At 72.3% G+C, this 22,233-nt stretch carries 20 protein-coding genes; 9 read left to right on the top strand and 11 right to left on the bottom strand.

Going from position 1 to position 22,233, the window contains the following annotated elements:
* The first annotated feature begins 19 nt into the window (after nt 1–19).
* The 3 genes from FK498_RS04010 (at nt 20) to FK498_RS04000 (ending at nt 1,563) form a co-directional block, all read left to right on the top strand.
* Entirely contained in the window at nt 20–619 is a 600-nt protein-coding gene (locus FK498_RS04010; RefSeq protein WP_141851766.1) for a hypothetical protein, read from the top strand.
* Nucleotides 620–716: 97 nt separating this feature from the next.
* A complete protein-coding gene (locus FK498_RS04005) occupies nt 717–1,067 on the top strand; it encodes a DUF6152 family protein (RefSeq protein ID WP_141851764.1) in 351 nt (116 codons plus the stop codon).
* Nucleotides 1,068–1,074: 7 nt separating this feature from the next.
* The gene (locus FK498_RS04000) at nt 1,075–1,563 is read left to right on the top strand and encodes a DUF6644 family protein (RefSeq protein ID WP_141851762.1); all 489 of its coding nucleotides are present in this window, start codon (nt 1,075–1,077) and stop codon (nt 1,561–1,563) included.
* A 79-nt stretch (nt 1,564–1,642) separates the two neighbouring features.
* Here FK498_RS04000 and FK498_RS03995 read toward each other — a convergent pair whose 3' ends face one another.
* From FK498_RS03995 to pgi, 4 genes are read right to left on the bottom strand one after another with little or no spacing between them, the layout of a single operon-like run.
* Entirely contained in the window at nt 1,643–3,214 is a 1,572-nt protein-coding gene (locus FK498_RS03995; protein WP_202614735.1) for an ABC transporter substrate-binding protein, read from the bottom strand.
* A gap of 20 nt (nt 3,215–3,234) precedes the next feature.
* On the bottom strand, nt 3,235–4,761 hold the full coding sequence (locus FK498_RS03990; protein ID WP_141851760.1) for a serine hydrolase: 1,527 nt from the start codon (nt 4,759–4,761) through the stop codon (nt 3,235–3,237).
* A gap of 14 nt (nt 4,762–4,775) precedes the next feature.
* A complete protein-coding gene (mutL, locus tag FK498_RS03985) occupies nt 4,776–6,476 on the bottom strand; it encodes a DNA mismatch repair endonuclease MutL (RefSeq protein WP_141851758.1) in 1,701 nt (566 codons plus the stop codon).
* Nucleotides 6,473–8,128: a glucose-6-phosphate isomerase gene (pgi, locus tag FK498_RS03980; RefSeq protein ID WP_141851756.1), complete on the bottom strand. Its 1,656-nt coding sequence runs from the start codon at nt 8,126–8,128 to the stop codon at nt 6,473–6,475. The genes mutL and pgi overlap by 4 nt, the downstream gene beginning before the upstream one ends.
* A gap of 286 nt (nt 8,129–8,414) precedes the next feature.
* Here pgi and atpH point away from each other — a divergent pair, with 286 nt between their 5' ends.
* The 6 genes from atpH (at nt 8,415) to FK498_RS03950 (ending at nt 14,486) form a co-directional block, all read left to right on the top strand.
* Nucleotides 8,415–9,056: an ATP synthase F1 subunit delta gene (atpH, locus tag FK498_RS03975; RefSeq protein ID WP_141851754.1), complete on the top strand. Its 642-nt coding sequence runs from the start codon at nt 8,415–8,417 to the stop codon at nt 9,054–9,056.
* Between the two features lies 1 nt (nt 9,057).
* On the top strand, nt 9,058–10,590 hold the full coding sequence (gene atpA / locus FK498_RS03970) for a F0F1 ATP synthase subunit alpha (RefSeq protein ID WP_141851752.1): 1,533 nt from the start codon (nt 9,058–9,060) through the stop codon (nt 10,588–10,590).
* A 24-nt stretch (nt 10,591–10,614) separates the two neighbouring features.
* Nucleotides 10,615–11,499 carry a F0F1 ATP synthase subunit gamma gene (locus tag FK498_RS03965; protein WP_141851750.1) on the top strand — a complete coding sequence of 295 codons (885 nt, stop codon included), beginning with the start codon at nt 10,615–10,617 and terminating at the stop codon, nt 11,497–11,499.
* 72 nt (nt 11,500–11,571) lie between these two features.
* Nucleotides 11,572–12,996: a F0F1 ATP synthase subunit beta gene (gene atpD / locus FK498_RS03960; RefSeq protein ID WP_141851748.1), complete on the top strand. Its 1,425-nt coding sequence runs from the start codon at nt 11,572–11,574 to the stop codon at nt 12,994–12,996.
* 28 nt (nt 12,997–13,024) lie between these two features.
* Nucleotides 13,025–13,441, top strand: a complete 417-nt coding sequence (gene atpC, locus FK498_RS03955) for an ATP synthase F1 subunit epsilon (protein ID WP_141851747.1) — start codon at nt 13,025–13,027, stop codon at nt 13,439–13,441.
* Nucleotides 13,442–13,622: 181 nt separating this feature from the next.
* Nucleotides 13,623–14,486: a ferritin-like domain-containing protein gene (locus FK498_RS03950; protein ID WP_141851745.1), complete on the top strand. Its 864-nt coding sequence runs from the start codon at nt 13,623–13,625 to the stop codon at nt 14,484–14,486.
* 88 nt (nt 14,487–14,574) lie between these two features.
* On the opposite strand, the gene FK498_RS03945 is transcribed toward FK498_RS03950, so the two are convergent.
* The 7 genes from FK498_RS03945 to FK498_RS03915 form a co-directional block, all read right to left on the bottom strand.
* Nucleotides 14,575–14,994 (bottom strand): carboxymuconolactone decarboxylase family protein, encoded by a 420-nt coding sequence (locus tag FK498_RS03945; protein WP_141851743.1) that lies wholly within the window; start codon nt 14,992–14,994, stop codon nt 14,575–14,577.
* Nucleotides 14,995–15,130: 136 nt separating this feature from the next.
* The gene (locus FK498_RS03940) at nt 15,131–15,631 is read right to left on the bottom strand and encodes an RNA pyrophosphohydrolase (protein ID WP_141851741.1); all 501 of its coding nucleotides are present in this window, start codon (nt 15,629–15,631) and stop codon (nt 15,131–15,133) included.
* Complete coding sequence (locus FK498_RS19180) at nt 15,628–16,710, bottom strand: divergent polysaccharide deacetylase family protein (RefSeq protein ID WP_161988303.1); 1,083 nt, start codon at nt 16,708–16,710, stop codon at nt 15,628–15,630. The genes FK498_RS03940 and FK498_RS19180 overlap by 4 nt, the downstream gene beginning before the upstream one ends.
* A gap of 24 nt (nt 16,711–16,734) precedes the next feature.
* Nucleotides 16,735–18,132, bottom strand: coding sequence for a S41 family peptidase (locus tag FK498_RS03930; RefSeq protein WP_141851737.1), 1,398 nt, complete (start codon nt 18,130–18,132; stop codon nt 16,735–16,737).
* Nucleotides 18,133–18,394: 262 nt separating this feature from the next.
* Nucleotides 18,395–19,999: an ABC transporter substrate-binding protein gene (locus FK498_RS03925; RefSeq protein ID WP_141851735.1), complete on the bottom strand. Its 1,605-nt coding sequence runs from the start codon at nt 19,997–19,999 to the stop codon at nt 18,395–18,397.
* A 192-nt stretch (nt 20,000–20,191) separates the two neighbouring features.
* Nucleotides 20,192–21,757, bottom strand: coding sequence for a 2,3-bisphosphoglycerate-independent phosphoglycerate mutase (gpmI, locus tag FK498_RS03920; RefSeq protein ID WP_141851734.1), 1,566 nt, complete (start codon nt 21,755–21,757; stop codon nt 20,192–20,194).
* 48 nt (nt 21,758–21,805) lie between these two features.
* On the bottom strand, nt 21,806–22,233 hold a 428-nt coding region (locus FK498_RS03915; protein WP_141851732.1), incomplete at its 5' end, for a S8 family serine peptidase.

The raw sequence follows: 22,233 nt of genomic DNA, 5'->3' as shown, positions 1-22,233 counted from the left end.
GACGGGAGGCCAGCGACGCATGACCCTTTCCCCCGCGGTGGAGCCTTCTTATCTGAGTCCCATGGACGCGCTCGCCGAACGCATCCTCGACACGGCGCTCGATCGCGCCCAGGTGGTCGGCTGGCACGACCTCCGGCTGCGCGAGGTCGCGGGCGAGCTCGGCCTTCCCCTGACCGAGGTGCTCGCGCGCTTCCGCGACCAGGACGCGCTCGCGGATGCGCATTTCCGCCGCCTGCTTGCGGCCATGATCGCGCCGCCGGCCGATCCGGCGGCCTTCGCCATCCTCGCGCCGCGCGAGCGGGCGGAGGCGGTGATGCTGCGCTGGTTCGAGGCGGCGGCGGCGCGGCGCGCGGTGACGTTGGCGATGATTCGCGAGAAGGCCTGGCCCTTCCACCCGCATCACTGGGTGCCGATGGTGTTCAACCTCTCGCGGCTGATCCACTGGGTGCGCGAGGCGGCCCAGCTCGACCGGAGCGGGCCGCTGCGTGCGCTCGAGGAGATCGGCCTGACGGATGCGTTCCTGGTCGCGCTCGCGACCTTCGCGGTGGACCGGTCCGGGGACCTTGCGGCCACACGGCGTACGCTCGCCTCGGCGCTCAGGCTGGTGCCGCTCGGCTGACGGGGCAGGGAGCATCGCTCACGGATGCGTGCGCGAGGCTTTCATGCGACCGTTCGGTCGCGCACTCTGGCACAGGATTGCGACCGGGGAGAACGCCATGCCGACACGTCGTCTGTTTCTCGCACTCGCGCCGGCGCTGATCGCCGCGCCGGCGACGGCGCATCACGGCTGGGGCAGCTACGAGGCGCAGAACCCGCAGACGCTCACGGGCGAGATCGAGCGGGTGGAGTTCGTCAACCCGCATGCGACGATCTGGCTGAAGACGCCGGGCAAGACCTGGGAGGTGGTGCTGGCGCCGCCCTTCCGCATGACCAGCCGCGGCGTGGCCGCAGACAGGCTGCGCGCGGGCATGACGGTGACCGTGATGGGCTACCCGCACCGCCAGAAGGAGAACGAGCTGCGCGCGGAGTGGATCCGCATCGGCGAGATGGTGACGCAGCTCCGCTGACCGGGTGATGGAGCACGGAACCGGAATCAGCCCGCCCGACTGGGCGGTGTGGCTGGAGGCGAGCGCGCTGGGGGAGGTCGCGCGCAACAGTCTCTGGCTCTATCCGGCCGCCTCGATCGCGCATGTGCTCGGGATCGCGCTGCTGGTCGGCTCGATCGTCTCGTTCGACCTGCGCGTGCTGGGCGTGGCGCGCGCGGTGCCGTTCCCGGCGGCGGCACGGCTCCTGCTGCCGGTGGCGCGCACGGGCTTCGCGATCATCGTGGCCTCCGGCGCGGTGATGCTGGCGGCGGATGCGACGCATGTCGCCACCAACGACGCCTTCGCGGTGAAGATGGTGCTGGTCGTGCTGGCGCTGACCAATGTGCTGTTCTTCCATCGCGTCGCCTGGCCGGCGGAGGGGCAGGAGCCGGGGCAGCTTGCGCGCACGCTCGCCGCGTTCTCGGCGACGCTCTGGCTCGGTGTCGCGTCGAGCGGGCGCGCGATCGCATATTTCTGAGACGAGACGACCGGCCCGCCCTTGCCCCGGCCCTCTCCCGCGCGCGGGAGAGGGCCAGGATGAGGGGAGCCGCCTCCGCCTACCTCTTCTCGATGTTCCAGAACACCATCACCGGAGAGGCGAGCACGCCCGTCACCGCGTTGCGGCGTGCATAGGGCAGATCCGCCTGGCCGAGCACGCGATAGGGCTGCACCACGGCAAGCCGCGCCTGAAGTTCCTCGGCCAGCCGCCTGCGCGTCGTCTCGTCGGTCGCGTCGATGAAGGCGCGGCGGATGCGCTCGGCCTCCTCGTCGCAGGGCCAGCCGGCCCAGTTGCGGCCGTCGCAGGACATGTTGGTGCCGATGTTGGTCAGCGGATGGAACATGGTCGCGCCCGAGGCGTAGGTCAGGAAGATGTTGTAGCCGCCCTGATCCGGCGGGTTGCGGTTCACCTGGCGCGTGATCACGGTGCCCCAGTCGTTGTACTGGAGATCGACGTTCATGCCCGCCTGCCGCATCCCGGCCGCGACCACCTCGGCCATCCGGCCGATCGGCGCGATGTCGTTGGTGGTGACGAAGACGATGCGCTCGCCCCTGTAGCCTGCCGCGGCGAGCAGCGACTTCGCCTTCTCGATGTTCGGCCGGCGCAGATCGTCCGCGCCCGCCTCGGAGCCGTAGACGCTGCCGCAGATGAAGAACGCCTCGCAGCGGCGCCACCAGCGCTCGTCGCCGAACCCGGCGGCCATCACGTCGGCCTGGTCGACCATGTAGGCGAGTGCCAGCCGCGCGCGGTGGTCGTTGAACGGGGGGAAGAGGCTGTTCGGCCGCAGCATGCCCTGCGTGCCGATGGTGTTCAGCCTGTCGAGCGTCACCGTGCGCGCGCGGGCGAGCACGGGGATCAGGTCGGTCGCCGGCTGTTCCCAGATGTCGATCTCGCCCGATTGCATGGCCGCCGCGACGGTCGAGGCGTCGGGGATGTTGCGCCACTCGACGCGATCGACCTTGACGACGCGCCCCCCGGCGAGGCCGGAGGCGGGTTCGCTGCGCGGCACATAGTCCGGGTTGCGGTCATAGACGACCACCTGCCCGGCCATCCAGCGGTCGCGGTTGAAGCGGAAGGGGCCCGAGCCGATTGCGGTGGTGATCGGCCGTGCCGGATCGGTCTTCGCGTCCTCCTCGCGCATGATCACCGGGATCTGCCCGACCGCGGAGCCGAGCGCGTACTCCATCAGTCCGAAGGGACGCTTCAGCACCATCCGGAACGTCTTCGCATCGACGATGTCGAGCGAGGCGAGCGCGTCGCCGATGCGCGACCCCACGGTGTCGCGCGCCATCCAGCGGCGCAGCGACTGCGCGACATCCGCCGTGGTGACCGGCTGTCCGTCATGGAACTTCAGCCCCTCGCGCAGGGTGAACGTCCAGGTCAGCCCGTCCGGCGAGACCGACCAGCGCTCGACCATCTGCGGCTTCGGCTGGAGGTTCTCGTCCCAGGCGAACAGGGTCTCGTAGATCATCAGCCCGTGCATCCGGGTGATCACCACCGAGACGGCGACGGGATCGAGCGTGCGCAGATCGGCATGGGGCACGACGCGCAGCACCTTGTCCTGGGCAGCGGCGGGCATCGCGAGGGCGCACGCAGTCGCCACCGCGAGCACAGTTCGGCGCAGGGTCATGATCGTTTCTTCCCCGATTGTCAGGCGCGGCGGAAGGTGAACACGCGGCAGCGGTTGGTGACAAGACGGCAGGTGTCGCCCGCGAAGGCGAAGCAGGGGCGCTGCATCCAGGGCCCGTCGCTGCGGCGGCCGAGCGCGCGACCCGCGCCGAGCGGGACGAGCGGCATCGCGTTGCGCAGGGGCCCCGCACCCATGGTCAGCGTCGCCGCGCCCTGCGCGACCGCGACCTCGAACTCGGCGCCGAGCGCATCGTTGCGCCAGCGTCCGGCCCAGGCCGCGTCGGGCGCGGCGTCGCGCGCGACGGGAACGAAGCGGCGCGCGACATGGTTGATCTCGCCCGTGATCGCGCCGCCCTCGTGCCTGAGCCGCATCCACATGTACGGGCTGCGCGAGATCGCCCAGCCATCGCCGCCGTCGAAGAGCTGCTCCGCCGCGCCAAGGAAGCTGGCGCGCCCGTTCGCGAGCTCGATCCAGAACGGCGCACCGTCCGCGGCGGCGAAGAGCCCGTCCGGCAGCGCGATAGTCGGCGGCGGGAGCGTGGCGCCGAGTCCGGCGGCGATCACCTCGAGGGCCACGCCGAGCGGATCGGTGTCCTCGCGGTTCGACAGCAACACCACGCCGACATCGTGCTCGGGGGCGATCAGCACGTGGTTCTTGAACCCGGGCAGCGACCCGCCATGGCCGTAGAGCGGGATGCCGAGGAAGGGCGCATGCGCGATGCCGAACCCGTAACCGGTTTCGCGCCCGTCGGTCAGGCGGCGGCGCTGCGCGAGCCGGGGCAGCAGACCCTGCACGGCCGCGCGGTCGGCGAGCAGCGCGGCGAGCCAGGTCGCAAGGTCGCGCGCGGAGCCTGCGAGCCCGCCCGAGGCGGAGAGATGCGTGCCGTAGCGCCCGCTGTGCCAGGCACCCTCGGCGTCGCGCCAGTAGCCGGTGGCGAGGCTGGGCACGGGGTCGGTGAAATCCTCCGGGAACTGCACCGAATGGAGCCCGAGCGGGGCGAAGAACGCCTCGCGCCACGCCGCACCGACCGGGCCGACGCGTTTCTCGATCGCGTGCTGCATCCAGCGATAGCCGGTGTTGGTGTAGGAGATCTCGGTTCCGGGTGGATGGTTCAGCGCATCGATCCCGGCGGTGAAGCGGAAGAGCGCGTCGCGCGTGTGCGTCGCGGTCCAGGGCACGCCCAACTGCCACAACGCCTCCATCGCGTCGGCGATCCCGCTCGTCATGTCGAGCGCGCGGCCGACCGGCACGGCGGCCGGCGCGGGCGCGAGCTCGGGGAGGTGCCGACCAAGCGGATCGTCGAGGCCGATCCCGCCCTCGCGCAGCACGAGCGCCGCCAGCACGTGCTTGGTGATCGAGGCCCAGCGGAATGCCGTGTCGGGCGTGATCGCGAGCGCGTGGTCGAGGCTCGCGCGCCCGCCGCAGGCGGCCGCACGGGGACCGTCCCGGTCGAACAGCACGATCGCGCCACCGGGGCCGCGCGCGGCAGCCCAGGATGCGGCGATCCCGTCGGCGGCCGCCGGCGCGCGGGCGAGGTCGAACGGCATGGGAGACTCCTCGGTCAGCGCCGGCCGAACAGGCGTTCCAGCTCGCCGCGCGTCAGGCGGATCCAGGTCGGGCGGCCGTGGCTGCACGTGCCGCTGTTCGGCGTGGTCTCGATCCGGCGCAGGAGCGCATCCATCTCCGCCGGGGTGAGGCGGCGGCCCGCGCGCAGGGACCCGTGGCAGGCCATGCGCGCCAGCACCGCATCGATCCGCACGCGGAGCAGCGTCGTCTCGCCGCTCTCGGCGAGTTCCTCGGCGATGTCGCGCAGCAGGGCCGCGGCGTCGCAGCCGGCGAGCGGGGCGGGCACCGCGCGCACCAGAACCGCACCGCCGAACGGCTCGACCGCGAGGCCGAGACGGGCGAGGTCGTCGGCGCGCGCGAGCACGGCTTCGACGGCGGCGGGGGAGAGCTCGACCACCTCGGGCGAGAGCAGCGTCTGCGACGTGCCGCCGCCCGCTTCCAGTGCGCGCTTCAGGGCCTCGTGCGCGAGGCGTTCGGCAGCGGCGTGCTGGTCGACCAGCACCACCGCGCCGTCGGCGGTCTCGGCGACGATGTAGGTGTCGAGGAGCTGCGCGCGTGCCGCGCCCAGCGGATGCTCGGGCTGCGGCGGCGCCACGGGCACAGGGCGGGCGAGCGGTGGGGCGGCGAGCGGCAGGGCGGGGGCTTCGGCGAGCGCGGTCGCGCCGGCGGCGAGGTGCATCGGAGGCGGCCAGCGCACGGCCGGCGCGGGCGCGACACTGCGCGCGGTGCCGAGCGCGCTGCGCAGCGCCGAGATGACGAAGCCGCGCACCGCGTCGGGCTCGCGGAACCGCACCTCCGCCTTGGCCGGGTGCACGTTCACGTCCACCGCCTCGGCCGGCAGGGTCAGCGCCAGCACCGCGAGCGGATGCCGGCCCTGGGCGATCAGGTCGCCATAGGCCACACGCAGCGCGGTGCGGAGCAGCCGGTCCGCCACCGGCCGTCCGTTCACCATCAGATGCTGTTCGGTCGCGGTCGCGCGCGTCAGGCTCGGCGGGCTGATCACGCCGGCGAGCGCGACGGCGCCGCGTTCGGACGCGACCTCGATCGCGTGTTCGGCGAGGTCGGGGATCAGTCCAGCGATGCGGCGGGACCGCTCCGCGGGCGGCGCAGCGAGCGCCTCGCGCCCGTCCAGCGTCACAGTGAAGCCGACCGCCGGGTGGGCGAGTGCGAGGCGCCGCACCGCCTGCACGCAGGCCTCGGCCTCGGTGCGCGCGGTCTTGAGGAACTTGAGCCGCGCCGGGGTGGCGAAGAACAGGTCGCGCACGGTGACGCGCGTGCCCGGCGGTGCCGCGGCCGGGCGGACCTCGCCCTTGGCGCCGGCCTCGACCGCGATCCTCGCGCCGGTGTCGGACCCGACCGCGCGCGAGACGATCTCCAGCCGCGCCACCGCGCCGATCGAGGGCAGCGCCTCGCCGCGGAAGCCGAGTGTGGCGATCTCGATCAGCCGCTCATCGGCGAGCTTGGAGGTGGCGTGGCGTTCCACCGCCAGCGCCAGTTCATGCGGCGCGATCCCCGCACCGTCATCCTCCACCGTGACGCGCGCGGTGCCGCCGCCCTCGATCGCCACCGCGATGCGCCGCGCCCCGGCGTCGAGCGCGTTCTCGACCAGCTCCTTCACGACCGAGGCCGGACGCTCCACCACCTCGCCGGCGGCGATGCGGTCGGCAACGGCGGGGGGAAGGAGGCGGATCGTCATCCGGTGAGCCGCCGCAGCGCGACGACGAGCCCGGCGGTCGCGGGATCGAGCGCTGCCGTGTCGCCCGTCGCCAGGGCCGCCTCGGTGCCGCCGGCGAGCGTCTTGCCGAGCTCCACGCCCCACTGGTCGAAGGCGTTGATGCCCCAGAGCGCGGCCTGCAGCGCGACCTTGTGCTCGTAGAGGGACAAGAGCGCGCCGAGATGATGCGGGTCGAGGCGCGGCAGGATGATGCCGATGGTCGGGCGGTTGCCGGGGAAGGTCCGGTGCGGGCCGAGTTCGGCCGCGCGCGCTTGATCGATGCCGGAGGACGCGAGTTCCGCGACCGCCTCCTCCTCGCTGCGGCCGAGCGCCAGGGCCGCTCCCTGCGCGGCGGCATGGGCGAGCAGGATGCGGTGGTTCGCGCGGAGCCCATGATCCGGTCTAGCAACGAGAATGAGATCGGCGGGGATCACCGCCGTGCCCTGGTGCAGGAGCTGGCCGAAGCTGTGCTGGACGTTCGTGCCCGGCTCGCCGAACACCACGGGCGCGGTCGGGAACGACACGGGCCGCCCGGCGAGATCGACCCGCTTGCCGTTCGATTCCATCTCGAGCTGTTGCAGCCAGGCCGGCAGGCGCGCGAGCCGCTGGTCGTAGGGGAGGCACGCATAGGCCGGACGGCCGAGGAAGGTCGCGTGCCAGGTGTGCATCAGCGCCAGCAGCATCGGCAGGTTGCGACGCGGTGGTGCCGTGAGCGCGTGCGCGTCCATCGCGTGCGCGCCGGCGAGCAGGGAGGCGAACACCTCCCAGCCGCGGGCGAGCGCGATCGCGAGCCCGATCGGCGACCAGAGCGAGAAGCGCCCGCCCACCCAGTCCCTGAAGCCGAACACGCGGTCGCGCGGGATGCCGAACGCGTCGGTGGCGTGCAGATTGGTGGAGAGGGCGGCGAGATGTTGCCCGATCCGCGCCTCGCCGAGCTTCGCCGCGAGCCATTCGCGCGCGACCGCGGCGTTCGCCATGGTCTCCTGGGTGGTGAAGGACTTGGACGCGATCAGCACCAGCGTGCGCGCGGGGTCGAGCCGGTCGAGCACCGGGGCGAGGGCGTGGCCGTCCACATTGCCGACGAAGCGCGCATCGAGGCGCGCTCCGGTGTGCGCGAGCGCCTCCGTCACCATGGCCGGGCCGAGATCGGAGCCGCCGATGCCGAGATTGAGCACATTGGCGAAGGGCGTGCCGTTCGCCGCCGTGATGGTGCCGCTGTGCACGCCCGTGACGAAGCCGTGCATCCGGTCGAGCTCGGCGTGGATGGTGCCGGAGGCATCCTCCCAGCCGTCCGCCGTGCGGGCGCGGTAGCCGGCGCTGCGCGGGGCACGGAGTGCCACGTGCAGGGCGGCGCGGCGTTCGGTCGCGTTCACCCACGCGCCGGCCGCCATGCGGCGGAGAAACGCGCGGAGCCCGGCGGCCTCGGCGAGGGCGAGCAGGTCGTCGAGCAGCGCCCCGTCGAGCGCCGTGCGCGAGAAGTCGATCAGCAGGCCGGCGCCGGTGCGCGAGAACCGTGCGAAGCGGTTGGGGTCGGCGATAAGCCGGGCGCGGATCGCGCTCGCTTCCGGGTCGGCCGCGCGCGCGGCGAGCCGCGCCCAGGGGGCGCTGCGGATGAGGGAGGCGGAGTCGCTCATCGCCCGGCATGGTCGGCGCCGGGGAGGGGGCGGGTCAACCGGCATTCCCGACAGCGACCGCACCGTCCGGACACGAGGGACGACAAGACGGGATGATCGCGGGCGGGGGAGTGCGGCATGCTCGGGGGCTGGACCAACACATGAGTCTGGGGCCCGGCCAAGCCCTGTTGCGCCGCCGGAGGGGCTATGGTAACCCCCGCCGCGCCTGCGGGGGCTCGCCCCGCGGGCCGTGTTTTTCGTGCCGGCGCCCAAGCGCGCGCCGCAGCAGAACGGGGACCGGGTCCGCGTGCCGGAGACCAATCCGCAAGTCGCCGAGATCGCCGCCGCGCTGAGGATGGCGCGGGAGGCGCGTGCGGCCGTCGACGCCATTCCGTCACGCTATGCCGGCGGGCTGATGGCGCTCGCGCGCGAGAGGTACGAACGGGGCGATGCCGGGATCCACGACCGGATCGCCCAGGGTCTGGACGCGGTCGCCGCCGCGATCGAACAGAATGCGGTCTTCCGCCGCACGCTGGAAAGTCCGCTCATTCCCGCCGAGACGCAGCTCAAGGCCGTGCTCGCGGTGCTCGACGATCCCGCCACGGGGCTTTCCGTGCCGCGCGAGGTGCGCAACTTCATCGGCGTGGTGGTCCGCAACCGCCGCGCGGCGCTGCTTGCCCGCATCATCGCCGCGTTCCGCGCGCTCGACGCCGAACGCCGCGGCGAGGAGCAGGCCGAGGTGGTGACGGCCGTGCCGCTCGACGACACCCGCCGTGCCCAGCTGCTGGCGGCGCTCAACCGCGCGGGTCATGCGCGCGTGCGTCTGGCCGAGCGGGTCGATCCCGCCATCCTCGGCGGGCTCGTGCTGAAGCTCGGCTCGCGTCTCTACGATTCGTCCATCAGGAGCCGCCTGCAGCGGCTCGCCCATGCCATGAAGGGGGCCGCCTGACATGGAGATCCGTCCCGCCGAGATCTCGCAGATCCTGAAGCAGCAGATCGCCAGCTTCGAGGAGGAGGCCGACGTCGCCGAGGTCGGCCAGGTGCTGAGCGTGGGCGACGGCATCGCCCGGGTGTTCGGCCTTTCCGCCGTGATGGCCGGCGAGATGGTCGAGTTCCCCGCGGCGGGGCTGCGCGGCATGGCGCTGAACCTCGAGACCGACAATGTCGGCGTGGTGATCTTCGGCGACGACCGCGCGATCCGCGAGGGCGACACGGTGAAGCGGACCGGCGCGATCGTCGACGTGCCGGTCGGCAAGGGGCTGCTGGGTCGCGTGGTCGATCCGCTCGGCAACCCGATCGACGGCAAGGGCCCCATCGAGGCCGCCGAGCGCCGGCGCGTCGACGTCAAGGCGCCGGGCATCATCCCGCGCCGTTCCGTGCACGAGCCGATGCAGACCGGCATCAAGGCGATCGACGCGCTGATCCCGATCGGGCGCGGCCAGCGCGAGCTGATCATCGGCGACCGGCAGACCGGCAAGACCGCGGTGATCATCGACACGATCATCAACCAGCGGAAGATCAACCAGTCCGGCGACGAGAGCCAGAAGCTCTACTGCATCTATGTCGCGGTCGGCCAGAAGCGCTCGACGGTCGCCCAGCTCGTCAAGACGCTCGAGGAGTACGGGGCGATGGAGTATTCCATCGTCGTCGCCTCCACCGCCTCGGAGCCGGCGCCGCTGCAGTACCTCGCCCCCTATTCCGGCTGCGCCATGGGCGAGTACTTCCGCGACAACGGCATGCATGCGGTGATCTTCTACGACGACCTCTCCAAGCAGGCCGTCGCCTATCGCCAGATGTCGCTGCTGCTGCGCCGTCCGCCGGGCCGCGAGGCCTATCCGGGCGACGTCTTCTACCTGCATTCGCGCCTGCTCGAGCGTGCGGCGAAGCTGAACAAGGAGAACGGCTCGGGCTCGCTCACCGCGCTGCCGGTGATCGAGACCCAGGCGGGCGACGTCTCGGCCTACATCCCGACCAACGTCATCTCGATCACGGACGGTCAGATCTTTCTGGAGACCGACCTGTTCTACAAGGGCATCCGCCCGGCCGTGAACGTCGGCATCTCGGTCAGCCGTGTCGGCTCGGCCGCGCAGGTGAAGGCGATGAAGCAGGTGGCCGGACGCATCAAGCTCGAGCTCGCGCAGTACCGCGAGATGGCCGCCTTCGCGCAGTTCGCCTCCGACCTCGATGCCGCGACGCAGCGCCTGCTGGCGCGCGGCGCGCGGCTGACGGAACTGCTCAAGCAGCCGCAGTTCCAGCCGGTTCCGGTGGAGGAGCAGGTGGTGGCGATCTTCGCCGGCACGCGCGGCTATCTCGATCCGATCAAGGTCGAGGATGTGGGCCGGTTCGAGCGGCTGATGCTGTCGGAGCTGCGCGCCAAGGAACCGGCGATCCTCGAGGCGATCCGCGACCACAAGGAGATCAGGAGGGAGACCGAGGAGAAGCTGGTCGCCTTCCTCGACGCCTTCGTCAAGACCTTCGCCTGAGGCGCGCGGTCCGGGGACAGACGAATGCCGAGCCTGAAGGCGCTCCGCACGCGGATCAACAGCGTCCGCTCGACGCGCAAGATCACGCAGGCGATGAAGATGGTCGCCGCGTCGAAGCTGAAGCGCGCGCAGAGCCAGGCCGAGCAGGCCCGTCCCTATGCGGAGCGGATGGAGCGGATGCTGGGCGCGCTCGCGGCCTCCGTCGCCGGCAGCCCGATCGCCCCGCCGATGCTGGTCGGCACCGGCAAGGACGAGGTGCATCTGCTCGTGGTCGTCTCGGCGGATCGCGGCCTGTGCGGCGGCTTCAACGCCGCCGTCTCGCGCTTCGCGCGCAACCGGATCCGCGCGCTGATGGAGCAGGGACGGACGGTGAAGATCCTCGCCGTCGGGCGCAAGGGCCGCGACTACCTGCGCCGCGAGTTCCGCAAGCAGATCGTCGGCAGCATCGACTTCGTCGGCCGCAAGCAGATCGGGTTCGAGGACGCGGTCGAGATCGCGGGCCAGGTGACGGCGATGCTCCAGGACCGGCAGTTCGACGTCTGCACCCTGATCTACAACCGCTTCAAGAACGTCATCACCCAGGTGCCGTCGGAGCAGAGGCTGATCCCCGCGAGCATCGAGGGCACGCCGGCCCAGACCGCGGACGGGCCGCGCGCATCCTACGAGTACGAGCCGGGCGAGGAGGAGATCCTCGCCGAGCTCCTGCCGCGCAACCTCGCGATCCAGATCTATCGCGCGCTGCTGGAGAGCGCTGCCGGCGAGCAGGGCGCGCGCATGACGGCGATGGACAACGCCACCCGCAATGCCGGCGACATGATCGCCAGGCTGACGCTGAACTACAACCGCCAGCGCCAGGCGAACATCACCAAGGAACTGATCGAGATCATCTCGGGCGCGGAAGCGATCTGACCGCGCGCGGCGCCCGGACGGCGAGGACAACGCGACAGAGGAATCGGCCCCCAGGGCCAGGGAGTACGGACGATGGCATCGAACAACGTCGGCAGGATCACCCAGGTGCTGGGCGCGGTCGTGGACGTGCAGTTCCCCGGCGAGCTGCCGAACATCCTCAACGCCCTGCACACCGAGGTGAACGGGCGCCGTCTGGTGCTGGAATGCGCCCAGCACCTCGGCGAGAGCACCGTGCGCGCGATCGCCATGGACTCGACCGACGGGCTGGTCCGCGGCGCCGAGGTGACCGACACGGGCGGGCCGATCCGCGTCCCCGTCGGGCCGGAGACGCTGGGCCGCATCCTCAACGTCGTCGGCGAGCCGATCGACGAGCGCGGCCCGATCGCGACCGCGAGGCAGTTCCCGATCCACCGCGACGCGCCGGCCTTCGTCGAGCAGTCCACCGAGGCGCAGATCCTGGTCACCGGGATCAAGGTGATCGACCTGCTCGCGCCCTACCTGAAGGGCGGCAAGATCGGCCTGTTCGGCGGCGCGGGCGTCGGCAAGACCGTCACGATCATGGAACTGATCAACAACGTCGCCAAGAAGCACGGCGGCTATTCGGTGTTCGCCGGCGTGGGCGAGCGGACGCGCGAGGGCAACGACCTCTACCACGAGATGATCGAGTCGGGGGTGATCAAGACCGACGGGCCCGGTTCGAAGGCCGCTCTCGTCTACGGCCAGATGAACGAGCCGCCGGGCGCGCGCGCGCGCGTCGGCCTGACCGGCCTCACCCTCGCCGAGTACTTCCGCGACGAGGAGGGGCAGGACGTTCTGTTCTTCGTCGACAACATCTTCCGCTTCACCCAGGCGGGCTCGGAGGTCTCGGCACTGCTCGGCCGCATCCCCTCGGCCGTGGGCTACCAGCCGACGCTGGCGACCGACATGGGGGCGCTGCAGGAGCGGATCACCTCGACGAAGAAGGGTTCGATCACCTCGGTGCAGGCCATCTACGTGCCGGCCGACGACCTGACCGACCCTGCGCCCGCGACCTCCTTCGCGCATCTCGATGCCACCACCGTGCTCTCCCGCGCGCTGACCGAGATCGGCATCTATCCGGCGGTCGATCCGCTCGACTCGACATCCCGCGCGATCGATCCGCGCATCGTCGGCGAGGAGCATTACACGGTCGCGCGCGAGGTGCAGCGGATCCTGCAGACCTACAAGTCGCTGCAGGACATCATCGCCATCCTCGGCATGGACGAGCTCTCGGAGGAGGACAAGCTGATCGTGGCGCGCGCGCGCAAGATCCAGCGCTTCCTCTCGCAGCCCTTCCACGTCGCCGAGGTGTTCACCGGCCAGCCCGGCGCCTTCGTCGAGCTCCAGGACACGATCCGCAGCTTCAAGGCGATCTGCGCCGGCGAGTACGACCACCTGCCCGAGGCCGCCTTCTACATGGTCGGAACGATCGAGGAGGCGGTCGCAAAGGCCGAGAAGCTCGCCGCCGAGGCGGCCTGAGCGCGGCCGCATCCGGGAACGCAGCGCGATGGCGGAACAGACCACGCTCGAGATCGTCAGCCCGACACGGCTCCTGCTGTCGGAGAAGGTCGATCTCGCCGAGATCCCGGCGGCCGAGGGCTATATCGGCGTGCTGGCCGGCCATGCGCCGATGATCGTCACGCTGCAGGGCGGGCTGATCCGCGTGCACCAGGGCGGCAGCGTGACACGCGAGCTCTATGTCGGCGGCGGCTTCGCCGAGATCGCGCCGGATCGCTGCACGGTGCTCGCCGACGAGGCGATCCCGGCGGACGAGCTCTCTCCCGAGACCGCGCGCGCGCGCATCGCCGAGGCCGAGAAGGCCTATGAGGAGGCGGCCGGGACCCGCGAGGGCGAGGTGATGGAACGCGCCATGGCGCGCCTAGTCGCGGCGCGCGCGATGGCGGCGGCAGCATCCCGCCGCTGAAGCTGCGGGCGATCGCAGACCCGTCCCAACAGCCTGATTCGGCTCGCTTTCTGATCCGCGAGCGGGGGTTGCCGCCGCGCCGCGCAATCCCCATTCCTGTGCTAGCGTTCCCCGCGGAGGCCGAGTCCCCCCTCCAAGGGGAAGGCATGGCTGTTCGAGAACCGGGAAGGACGGCGACGCCATGAAGCACTGGCATATCGACCAGGTCGGCTGGGACAGGTTCGATCCCGCCAAGGTCGATCCGGACATCGTGCCGCTGGTGAAGGCCGCGGCGATGGTCGAGCGCAACGGCGACGACTACGCGACCTATCTCTGCAACGTCTTCCACGACGATCCGGACTTCCAGCAGGCGGCGCGCAACTGGGCGGTCGAGGAGGTGCAGCACGGCGAAGCGCTCGGCCGCTGGGCGACGCTTGCCGATCCGTCCTGGGACTACCGCGCCGCCTTCGCGCGCTTCCGGTCCGGCTACCGCATCCCGCTGGAGGCGGATCATTCCGTGCGCGGCAGCCGCACCGGCGAGCTGATCGCGCGCTGCATGGTCGAGACCGGCACCTCCTCCTACTACACCGCGCTCGGCGAGGGCACGGAGGAGCCGGTGCTGAAGCAGGTGTGCCAGCTGATCGCCGCCGACGAGTACCGGCACTTCAAGCTCTTCTACGACCACATGCGGCGCTATCTCGCGCGCGAGAAGATCTCGCTCTTCGAGCGCATGCGGATCGCGGCAGGGCGCATCGGCGAGAGCGAGGACGACGAACTGGCGTTCGCGTTCCACTGCGGCAACATGCCGGAGGGCGCGCCCTACGACCGCAAGACGGCGATCGCGACCTACATGGCCAAGGCGATGACCTACTACAAGGTGCGCCACATCGACCGCGGCATGGGCATGATCTTCAAGGCGGTCGGGCTGCCGCCGCGCGGCCGGCTGTCGGAGTTCGCCGCGCGCGCCGCGCACCGGTTCATCCGGTTCAAGCAGCGCCGGAACGAGGCGATCGCGCAGCGGGCGGCTGCGAACAGCAACCTCCCGCGCGCCGCCAGAGCGGCCTGAGGCGGGAGAGGGCGGCGCCGGCCACGCCCCCGGCAGCCCCGACCGGCCGCCACATCAGGGCGGTGCTCCCGCTCACATCCCGGCCGGCTCAGCCGAACGGCGGCGGCACGACGCGCGGTTCGGCGGCCAGATCGACGGCCCGGCGCATCACCTCGGCGCCGGCGAGGTTCCAGGTCATGATGCCGCCCACCATGATGACCTGCGTGAGGCCCTCGGCGAGCTCCTCGAGGGTCAGCCCGAGCGCGATCGCCCGTTCCAGATGCGCGACCGCGCCCTCCCGGTTGCCCGCCAGCACGTCGAGCAGGACGAACACGAATTCCTTGGTCTTGAGATCGAGCGCACCGCCGTCCTTCCGGTCGCGCATCACCGCGGCGCGCATCAGCGCATAGCCCGCGAAGGTCGCGGGTGCCGTGTCGCGCAGCAGCTTGAACCGGTCGGGCACGCGGCCGGACGTGGCGGCAAAGTTGGCCGCTCCGAGCTCGGCCGCCTGTTCGATGAGTTCCTTCACCGGCGAGGATCCCTGGCGGCGTGCGCCGCCACCTGCAGCGTTCCGGGCAAGTCCCGGAATACGATACTGTGCGCCAGATCGAGACGCAGGGCCAGCACGTCAAGGTTGAGAACCGTGCGCCGGCTATGCGCTTCGCTCAATCGTGACGTGCGAACCGGGCGAAGGCGCGCGCCAGCTCCGCGTAGATGTCCCGCTTGAAGTCCACCGCCAGCGCCGGCAGGTCCTCGATCGGCACCCAGCGCCAGGCGTCGAACTCGGGATGGGGGTCGGCGTCGAGCCGGATGTCCGCATCGGTGCCGAGGAAGCGCAGCGCGAACCATTTCTGGCGTTGGCCACGATAGCGGCCGCCGAGCGCGACGCCGACCAGGCGGGGCGGCAGGTCGTAGGTCAGCCAGTCGGGATGCTCGGCCAGGATCTCGGCGCGGTCCGTGCCGATCTCCTCGGCGAGCTCGCGCAGCACGGCGCTGCGCGGATCTTCGCCCTCGTCCAGCCCGCCCTGCGGGAGCTGCCAGCCGCCCGGTGCGCCTTCCGCGTTGGGCAGATCGGCGCGGCGGCAGACCAGCACGCGGCCATCCGGCGCGAACAGCACCGCGCCGACATTCGGGCGGTAGGGCAGCAGGGAGCGATCACGGCTCACGGCCGCGCGGCCGTCGCCGGCCTGATCACCACGGCGCTGACCGGGGCGAGGGCGAAGCCGCGCGCAGCCGCGCCGGGGGCCCAGGCGGCCAGCCGGTCCAGCGAGAGGGGCGAGGGGCCCGAGACGCCGAGTGCGACCCCGCGCTCGCGCGCGATCGCTTCGAGCTCGGCCAGCCGGGCCTCGATCTCGGCGCGCGCCGGCCGCTCGTCGATCACGAGGTCGGCCGTCCGCGCCGGCACCATCGCCGGCGGGCGTTCGCCGGGCCGTGCCTCGACGTAGAGCAGGCCGCGCGCGCGCAGCGTCTCCAGCACCGGGCGCATCGCCTCGGCCGAGGCGGTGAAGCGCTCGCCGCGCAGGACGGCGGAGGCGGCATTGGTGACGCCGACATAGCCCTGCGCGCGCGAGAGCACCCAGGCGAGGCGCGCCGCGTTCTCCGGCGGCGGCAGGCCGGTGAGCAGCGCCTGCGGGCCCGGATCGTTCAGCGGGAAGTTCGCCGGCTCCATCGGCAGGCCGATCAGCACCTCGTGGCCGGCCGCGCGCGCGGCGGCGACCTGGCGCTCCAGCAGGCCGTCGCGTCCGTAGGGTGAGAACGCCAGGCTGATCTCGCCGGGCAGGCGTTCGATCGCGGTGGCGGTGGCGCTCTCGCTGATCCCGAGCCCCACCACCATGACGGCGATGCGCGGTCTGCGGTCGGACTGGTCGAAGGGGCGGGCATGGGCCCGCCAGGGCTGGCGGGCTTCCGGGACAGCATCCGGTGCGAGGCCCTCCGGCCGCGCCGCGGTGTGCGCGGGGGCGGGCGTGCCGAGCCCTTCCGGACGGGGCTCGGCATCGAGGCCTGCCGGCCGTCCGTCGGCGGCGGTGCCCGGTGACGGTCCGTCCGGTCGGCCGGCATCGCTTCGCGCGGTCGCGCCTGCGTCACCGGGCTGCGCAGCCGGCACGCGCTCGACGGCGGGGGAGTCGGGCGGGGGGGCGAGTTCGAGCCATGCGACCAGCCCGGCGCCGCCGGCCAGCAGCACCAGCCAGAAGGCGATCAGCGCGCGCCATGCAGGCGACAGCCCGCCGCCGATCCGTTCAGCCATGTCGGGTGCCGTCGCGCGCGATGTTCAGTTCGACGCCCGCCGCATCACCGCCAGCCCCCGCACCAGCTCGATCGCGCGCTGCAACTGGTAGTCGCGCGCGACGTCGCCGAACTGGATCGGCGGCTGTCCCTCGCCGGGCGGCTTGGGCGGGTTCGACGAGGCCTCGACGAAGCCCGGCGGCAGGGCGGGCGGGGCGATCGGGGCCGGGCGGGCGCCGTTGCCGCCGTCGTTCGAGAGGGCGCGGTTCAGGTTCGCCTCGCGGTCGCGCGCCTCGGCCCTGGCCTCGCCTTCGTAGAGCTCGACCACGACATCCGGCTGGATGCCGGTTGCCTGGATCGAGCGGCCGGAGGGCGTGTAGTAGCGCGCGGTCGTCAGCCGGATCGCGCCGTTGCCGGGCAGCGGCATGACCGTCTGCACCGAGCCCTTGCCGAAGCTGCGCGTGCCGATCACCACCGCGCGGCGGTGGTCCTGCAGCGCGCCGGCGACGATCTCGCTCGCCGAGGCGGAGCCGCCGTTGATCAGCACCACGAGCGGCAGACCGGCGGCGATGTCGCCCGGCTTGGCGTTGTAGCGCTGCGCGTCCTCGGGCCGGCGCGCGCGCGTCGACACGATCTCGCCCTGGTCGAGGAAGTCGTCCGAGACCGACACCGCCTGGTCCAGGAGCCCGCCCGGGTTGTTGCGCATGTCGATGACGAAGCCCTTCAGGCGCGCCCCGCCCTGGCTGCGCAGCTGCTGGACTGCCCGCCGCAGGCCGGCATCGGTCTGCTCGTTGAAACTCGTGATGCGGATGTAGCCGACATCGTCCTCGAGCCGCGCGCGCACCGACTGGATGCGGATGATGTCGCGCACGATCGTCATCTGGATCGGCTGGGCGGCGCCCTCGCGCCGGATCGTCAGCTTGATCTCGGTGCGCGGCGGCCCGCGCATCCGCTCGACCGCCTCGTTCAGCGTCAGCCCCTGCACGGAGCGGCCGTCGATATGCGTGATCAGGTCGCCGGCCTTCACCCCCGCGCGGAAGGCCGGGGTGTCGTCGATCGGGCTGATCACCTTGATGTAGCCGCCCTCCTGCGTCACCTCGATGCCGAGCCCGCCGAACTCGCCGCGCGTCTGCACCTGCATGTCGCGGAAGGTGCGCGGGTTCATGTAGCCGGAGTGCGGATCGAGGCTGGTCAGCATGCCGTTGATCGCCGCCTCGATCACCTCGCGGTCGTTCACCGGCTCGACGTACTCGGCGCGGATGCGTTCGAACACGTCGCCGAACAGCGAGAGCAGCCGGTAGGTGTCGGCCCGGCCCCCGTCCTGGGCGAGCGCGCCGAGACCGAGGCGCGCGCCGAGCCAGTCGCCAACCGGGTGGTTCAGCGCCGCGCCGGCGCCGAACGCGATCGCCGCAGCGAGGAGAGCCGAGCGGAAAGAGACCTTCATACCAGACCGTCCGTTCAGGCGCGGTGCGCCGCGCGGGGCCGTCACCCCGGGATCCGCCGATCACACAGGGTATCGCTCCGCTTCGGGGCCGATCAAGGCAAGGGGTGGGCCGAGCCTGCACACAAATGCGGCAGACCGGGGCGCACGCATGGCGCGGGACCTGTGAACGCCCCGCCGCCTCGCCCTGCGGGCAGCCGGCCCCGACCGTGCGCCGCGCCGCCCGTCCGATCCGGCGAGGCCCGGGCGCAGGACGACCGCCGCCTCAGCTCCGCGCGACGTTCCAGAACAGCGGCATCGGCCCCTTCAGGATGCCGGTGATGTCGCGCCGGAACGCGAAGGGGATGAAGAACTGCCCGGTCGGCACATAGGGCAGATCCTCGAGCGCCACCATCTGCATCCGTTCGCAGATGCGCGCCTGCTCGGCCTCGTCGGGTGCCGCGAACCACGCCTCGCGCAGCTCCTCGAGCCGCGGGCTGGTCGGCCAGCCGAACCAGCTCCCCGGCCCCGTGCCGTTGCCGCGCAGCGACAGATGCGCGGCGGGATTGGCGTGGTCGAACCCCGCCCACCAGGTGTGGAACAGGCTCCAGCCGCCCCGCTCCACCGGCTCGCGCGAGGCCCGCCGCTGCACGACCGTGCCCCAGTCGGTGGCGACATACTCGAGGTTCACGCCGAGCCGGCGCAGCACCTCCGCTGTCACTTGGCTCTGGGCGTTGGTGATCGGGATGTCGGTCGCCGCGAGCAGCACCACCTTCTCGCCGTTGTAGCCCGCTTCCGCCAGGGCACGCTTCGCCGCCTCGATGTCGCGCGGGCCCTTCAGCGCCTCCAGGCCCCTCTCGGTCGCCATCGGTGTGCCGGGCGTGAAGAACCCGGCGTGCTTCCACAGCGCCGGATCATTGCCGACGATCGCCTGCATGTAGTCGGCCTGGTTCATCGCCATCGCGAGCGCGCGGCGCACGCCGGCCTTGTCGAACGGCGGGTGCAGGTGGTTGAAGCGCAGGATGCCGATCTCGCCGAGCGGGTTCATCTGCTCGAGGACGATGTTGCGGTCCCGCCGCAGCACCGGGAACAGGTCGGCGAGCGGCGTCTCCCACCAGTCGACCTCGCCCGACTGCAGCGCCGCCGCGGCGGTGGCCGCGTCGGGGATGATGTGCCACTCGACGCGCTCGAAGTTCGCCCGCTTGCCGCCCGCGACCCAGTCGGCCGGCTCGCTCCTCGGCCGATAGTCGGGGTTTCTCGTCCAGACCGCGCGCGCCCCGGGGTTCCATTCGTCGCGCTTGAAGCGGAAGGGGCCGGAGCCGATCACGTCCTCGGGCGCGATCTGCGTGTTCGGATCGGTCGCGGCGACCCGCTCGGGCATGATGAAGCAGACATTGCTCGCCGGCTTGCCGAGGGCGAACAGCGTCAGCGCGAAGGGCTGCTTCAGCCGGATCTCGAAGCGGCGGTCGTCCAGCACGCGGTACTCGTCCACCAGGGTGGCGAGCTTCTGGCCGATCGCATCGCGCACCGCCCAGCGCTTGATCGAGGCGACGCAGTCGGCGCTGCGCACCGGCGTCCCGTCGTGGAACGTCAGCCCCTCGCGCAGCGTGATGGTGTAGACCCGGCGGTCGTCCGAGAGCGTGTGGCCCGCGGCCATCTGCGGCTGCGGGCGGAACTGGGAATCCAGCCCGAACAGCGTGTCCCAGACCATGAAGCCGGCGTTGCGCGTGATGTAGGCGGTGGTCCAGATCGGATCGATCACGGTCAGGTTGGCGTGCGGCACCACGCGCAGCACGCTGCGCCGGGCGCCCTGCGCCAGCGCCGGCCGCGGCAGGGCCCCGGCGGCCGCAAGCGCCGCGCCGGCGGTCAGCAGTTCGCGTCGTGTCGTCATGGTCGTCCCGTCCCCTTCCTCGTCCGATGGCATGGTTGGCGGCGCGCGTGTCTCCGCAGCCTCATGGGCTGGACGGCTCGCGCCGGTGCCCCGCGTCCTCGGCCCTCACCGCTCCCCGCGGGGCGACCGGGCGATGGCCGGACGGCCGCGATCCGTCGTGCGGCTTGGCGATCCGCCCCACCAGTCGTGAGCCTAGCCGCTGCCTGTCGTGCCCGGCAACCCATGGCCCGGGCATGTCCGGTCCCGCGCCGGATCGGCGAGCAGGCTCCGCCCCGTCATCGCCTCGGGCTGGGCGAGCCCCATCAGCGCGAGCAGCGTCGGCGCGACATCGGCAAGTCGGCCATCACGCAGCCGGGCGCCCGCGGGCCCGCCCATCAGCAGCACCGGCACCGGATTGGTCGTGTGCGCGGTGTGCGGCCCGCCCGTCACCGGATCGCGCATCAGCTCTGCGTTGCCGTGGTCGGCCGTCACCAGCAGCGCACCGCCCGCCTCGGCCACCGCCTCGGCGATCCGCCCGAGCCCCGCATCGACCGTCTCGACCGCGCGGATCGCCGCGTCCAGCCTGCCCGTGTGCCCGACCATGTCGGGATTGGCGAAGTTGAGCACGATCAGGTCGAACCGCCCCGACCGGATCGCCGCCACCGCGCGCTCGGTCACCTCGGGCGCGCTCATCTCCGGCTTGAGGTCGTAGGTCGCGACCTTCGGCGAGGGCACGAGAATCCGTTCCTCACCGGGAAAGCTCTCCTCGCGCCCGCCGTTCAGGAAATAGGTGACATGCGGATACTTCTCGGTCTCGGCGATGCGGAGCTGCGTCCTGCCCGCCGCCGCCACCACCTCGCCGAGGATGCCGTGCAGGCTCTGCGGCGGGAACAGCGCCTCCATCAGCGGCGCGAGCTCGGCCGAGTACTGCGTCATCCCGGCCGCCCCGGCGAGCTTGGGCACGCGCGGACGGGGGAAGCGGTCGAAGCCGGGATCGAGCAGGGCGGCGAGGATCTGCCGCACCCGGTCAGCGCGGAAGTTGAAGCACAGCACGGAGTCGCCGTCCGCCATGCCGGCGTAGTCGCCCACCACCGCGGGGGGCACGAACTCGTCGGTGACGTCCCGCGCATGCGCCGCACGCACCGCCGCCATCGGCTCCGCGACGCGCGGCGCATCCGCGAGCACGATCGCGCGCCAGGCCCGCTCGATTCGGTCCCAGCGGTTGTCGCGGTCCATCGCGTAGTAGCGGCCGGCGATCGTCGCGACGCGTGCGCCCGCGGGCAGCGCCGCGACGAACGGCGGAAGGTCCTCGGCCGCGGCGCGCGGCGGCGTGTCGCGCCCGTCGAGCCAGGCATGCACCGCGACGGGCCTGCCCGCCGCCGTCACCGCGCGCGCGAGCGCCAGCGCGTGGTCCTGGTGGGCATGCACCCCGCCGGGCGAGACGAGCCCCATCAGGTGCACGGTGCCGGTCGTGCGCGCGACCAGCGCCGTCAGCGCCGGCAGCGTCGCGAGCGAGCCGTCCGCCACCGCCGCGTCGATGCGCGGCAGCTCCTGCATCACCACCCGCCCGGCGCCGAGGTTCAGATGCCCGACCTCGGAATTGCCCATCTGCCCGTCCGGCAGCCCGACATCCTTGCCGGAGGTGCGCAGGAAGGCGTGCGGGCACTCGGCCCAGAGGCGGTCGAAGTGCGGCGTGCGGGCGAGCCGGACGGCGTTGTCTTCGGTCTCCTCGCGCCAGCCCCAGCCGTCGAGGACCACCAGCATCACGGGTCGAGTCATGCGAGGCGCCTAGCGGCTTGCGCGCCGGGCTGCAAGGTCGGGGGCCGCTCAGCAGTCGCCGACTGCGCGCACGAGGCCCCAGCCGTGGATCGGATCGCGTCCGGGCGGGCCGAGGTCCCGCGCCGCCGCGGCGAGCTGCCGGATCGCCACGTCCGCATCCAGCCCGGAGGCACGGGCGAGCGCCAGCGCCGCGGCGACGAACGGCACGGCGTAGGAGGTGCCCGAGCGCAGGACCGGCGGGCGGTCGGCGGCCACCAGCACGGGCAGATCGACGCCGGGGGCGGCGAAGGCGATGTGCGGCCCGCGCACCGCCAGGGCGAAGATGCGCGCGTTGCGGTCCACCCCGGTCACCGCGATCGCCCAAGCGTGCGCGGCCGGATAGCGCGGCGGGGCGCGCGGCCCGTCATTGCCCGCGGCGGCCACGGCCGACATCCCGCGCGACGCCGCCGCAGCGCCGGCCTCGTCCACCACCGCGT

It is taken from the genome of Elioraea sp. Yellowstone, from assembly GCF_006704265.1.
GTDB lineage: Bacteria > Pseudomonadota > Alphaproteobacteria > Acetobacterales > Acetobacteraceae > Elioraea.
The sequence above is the reverse complement of the archived record's forward strand: the minus strand, read 5'-3'. Positions and strand labels throughout refer to the sequence as shown.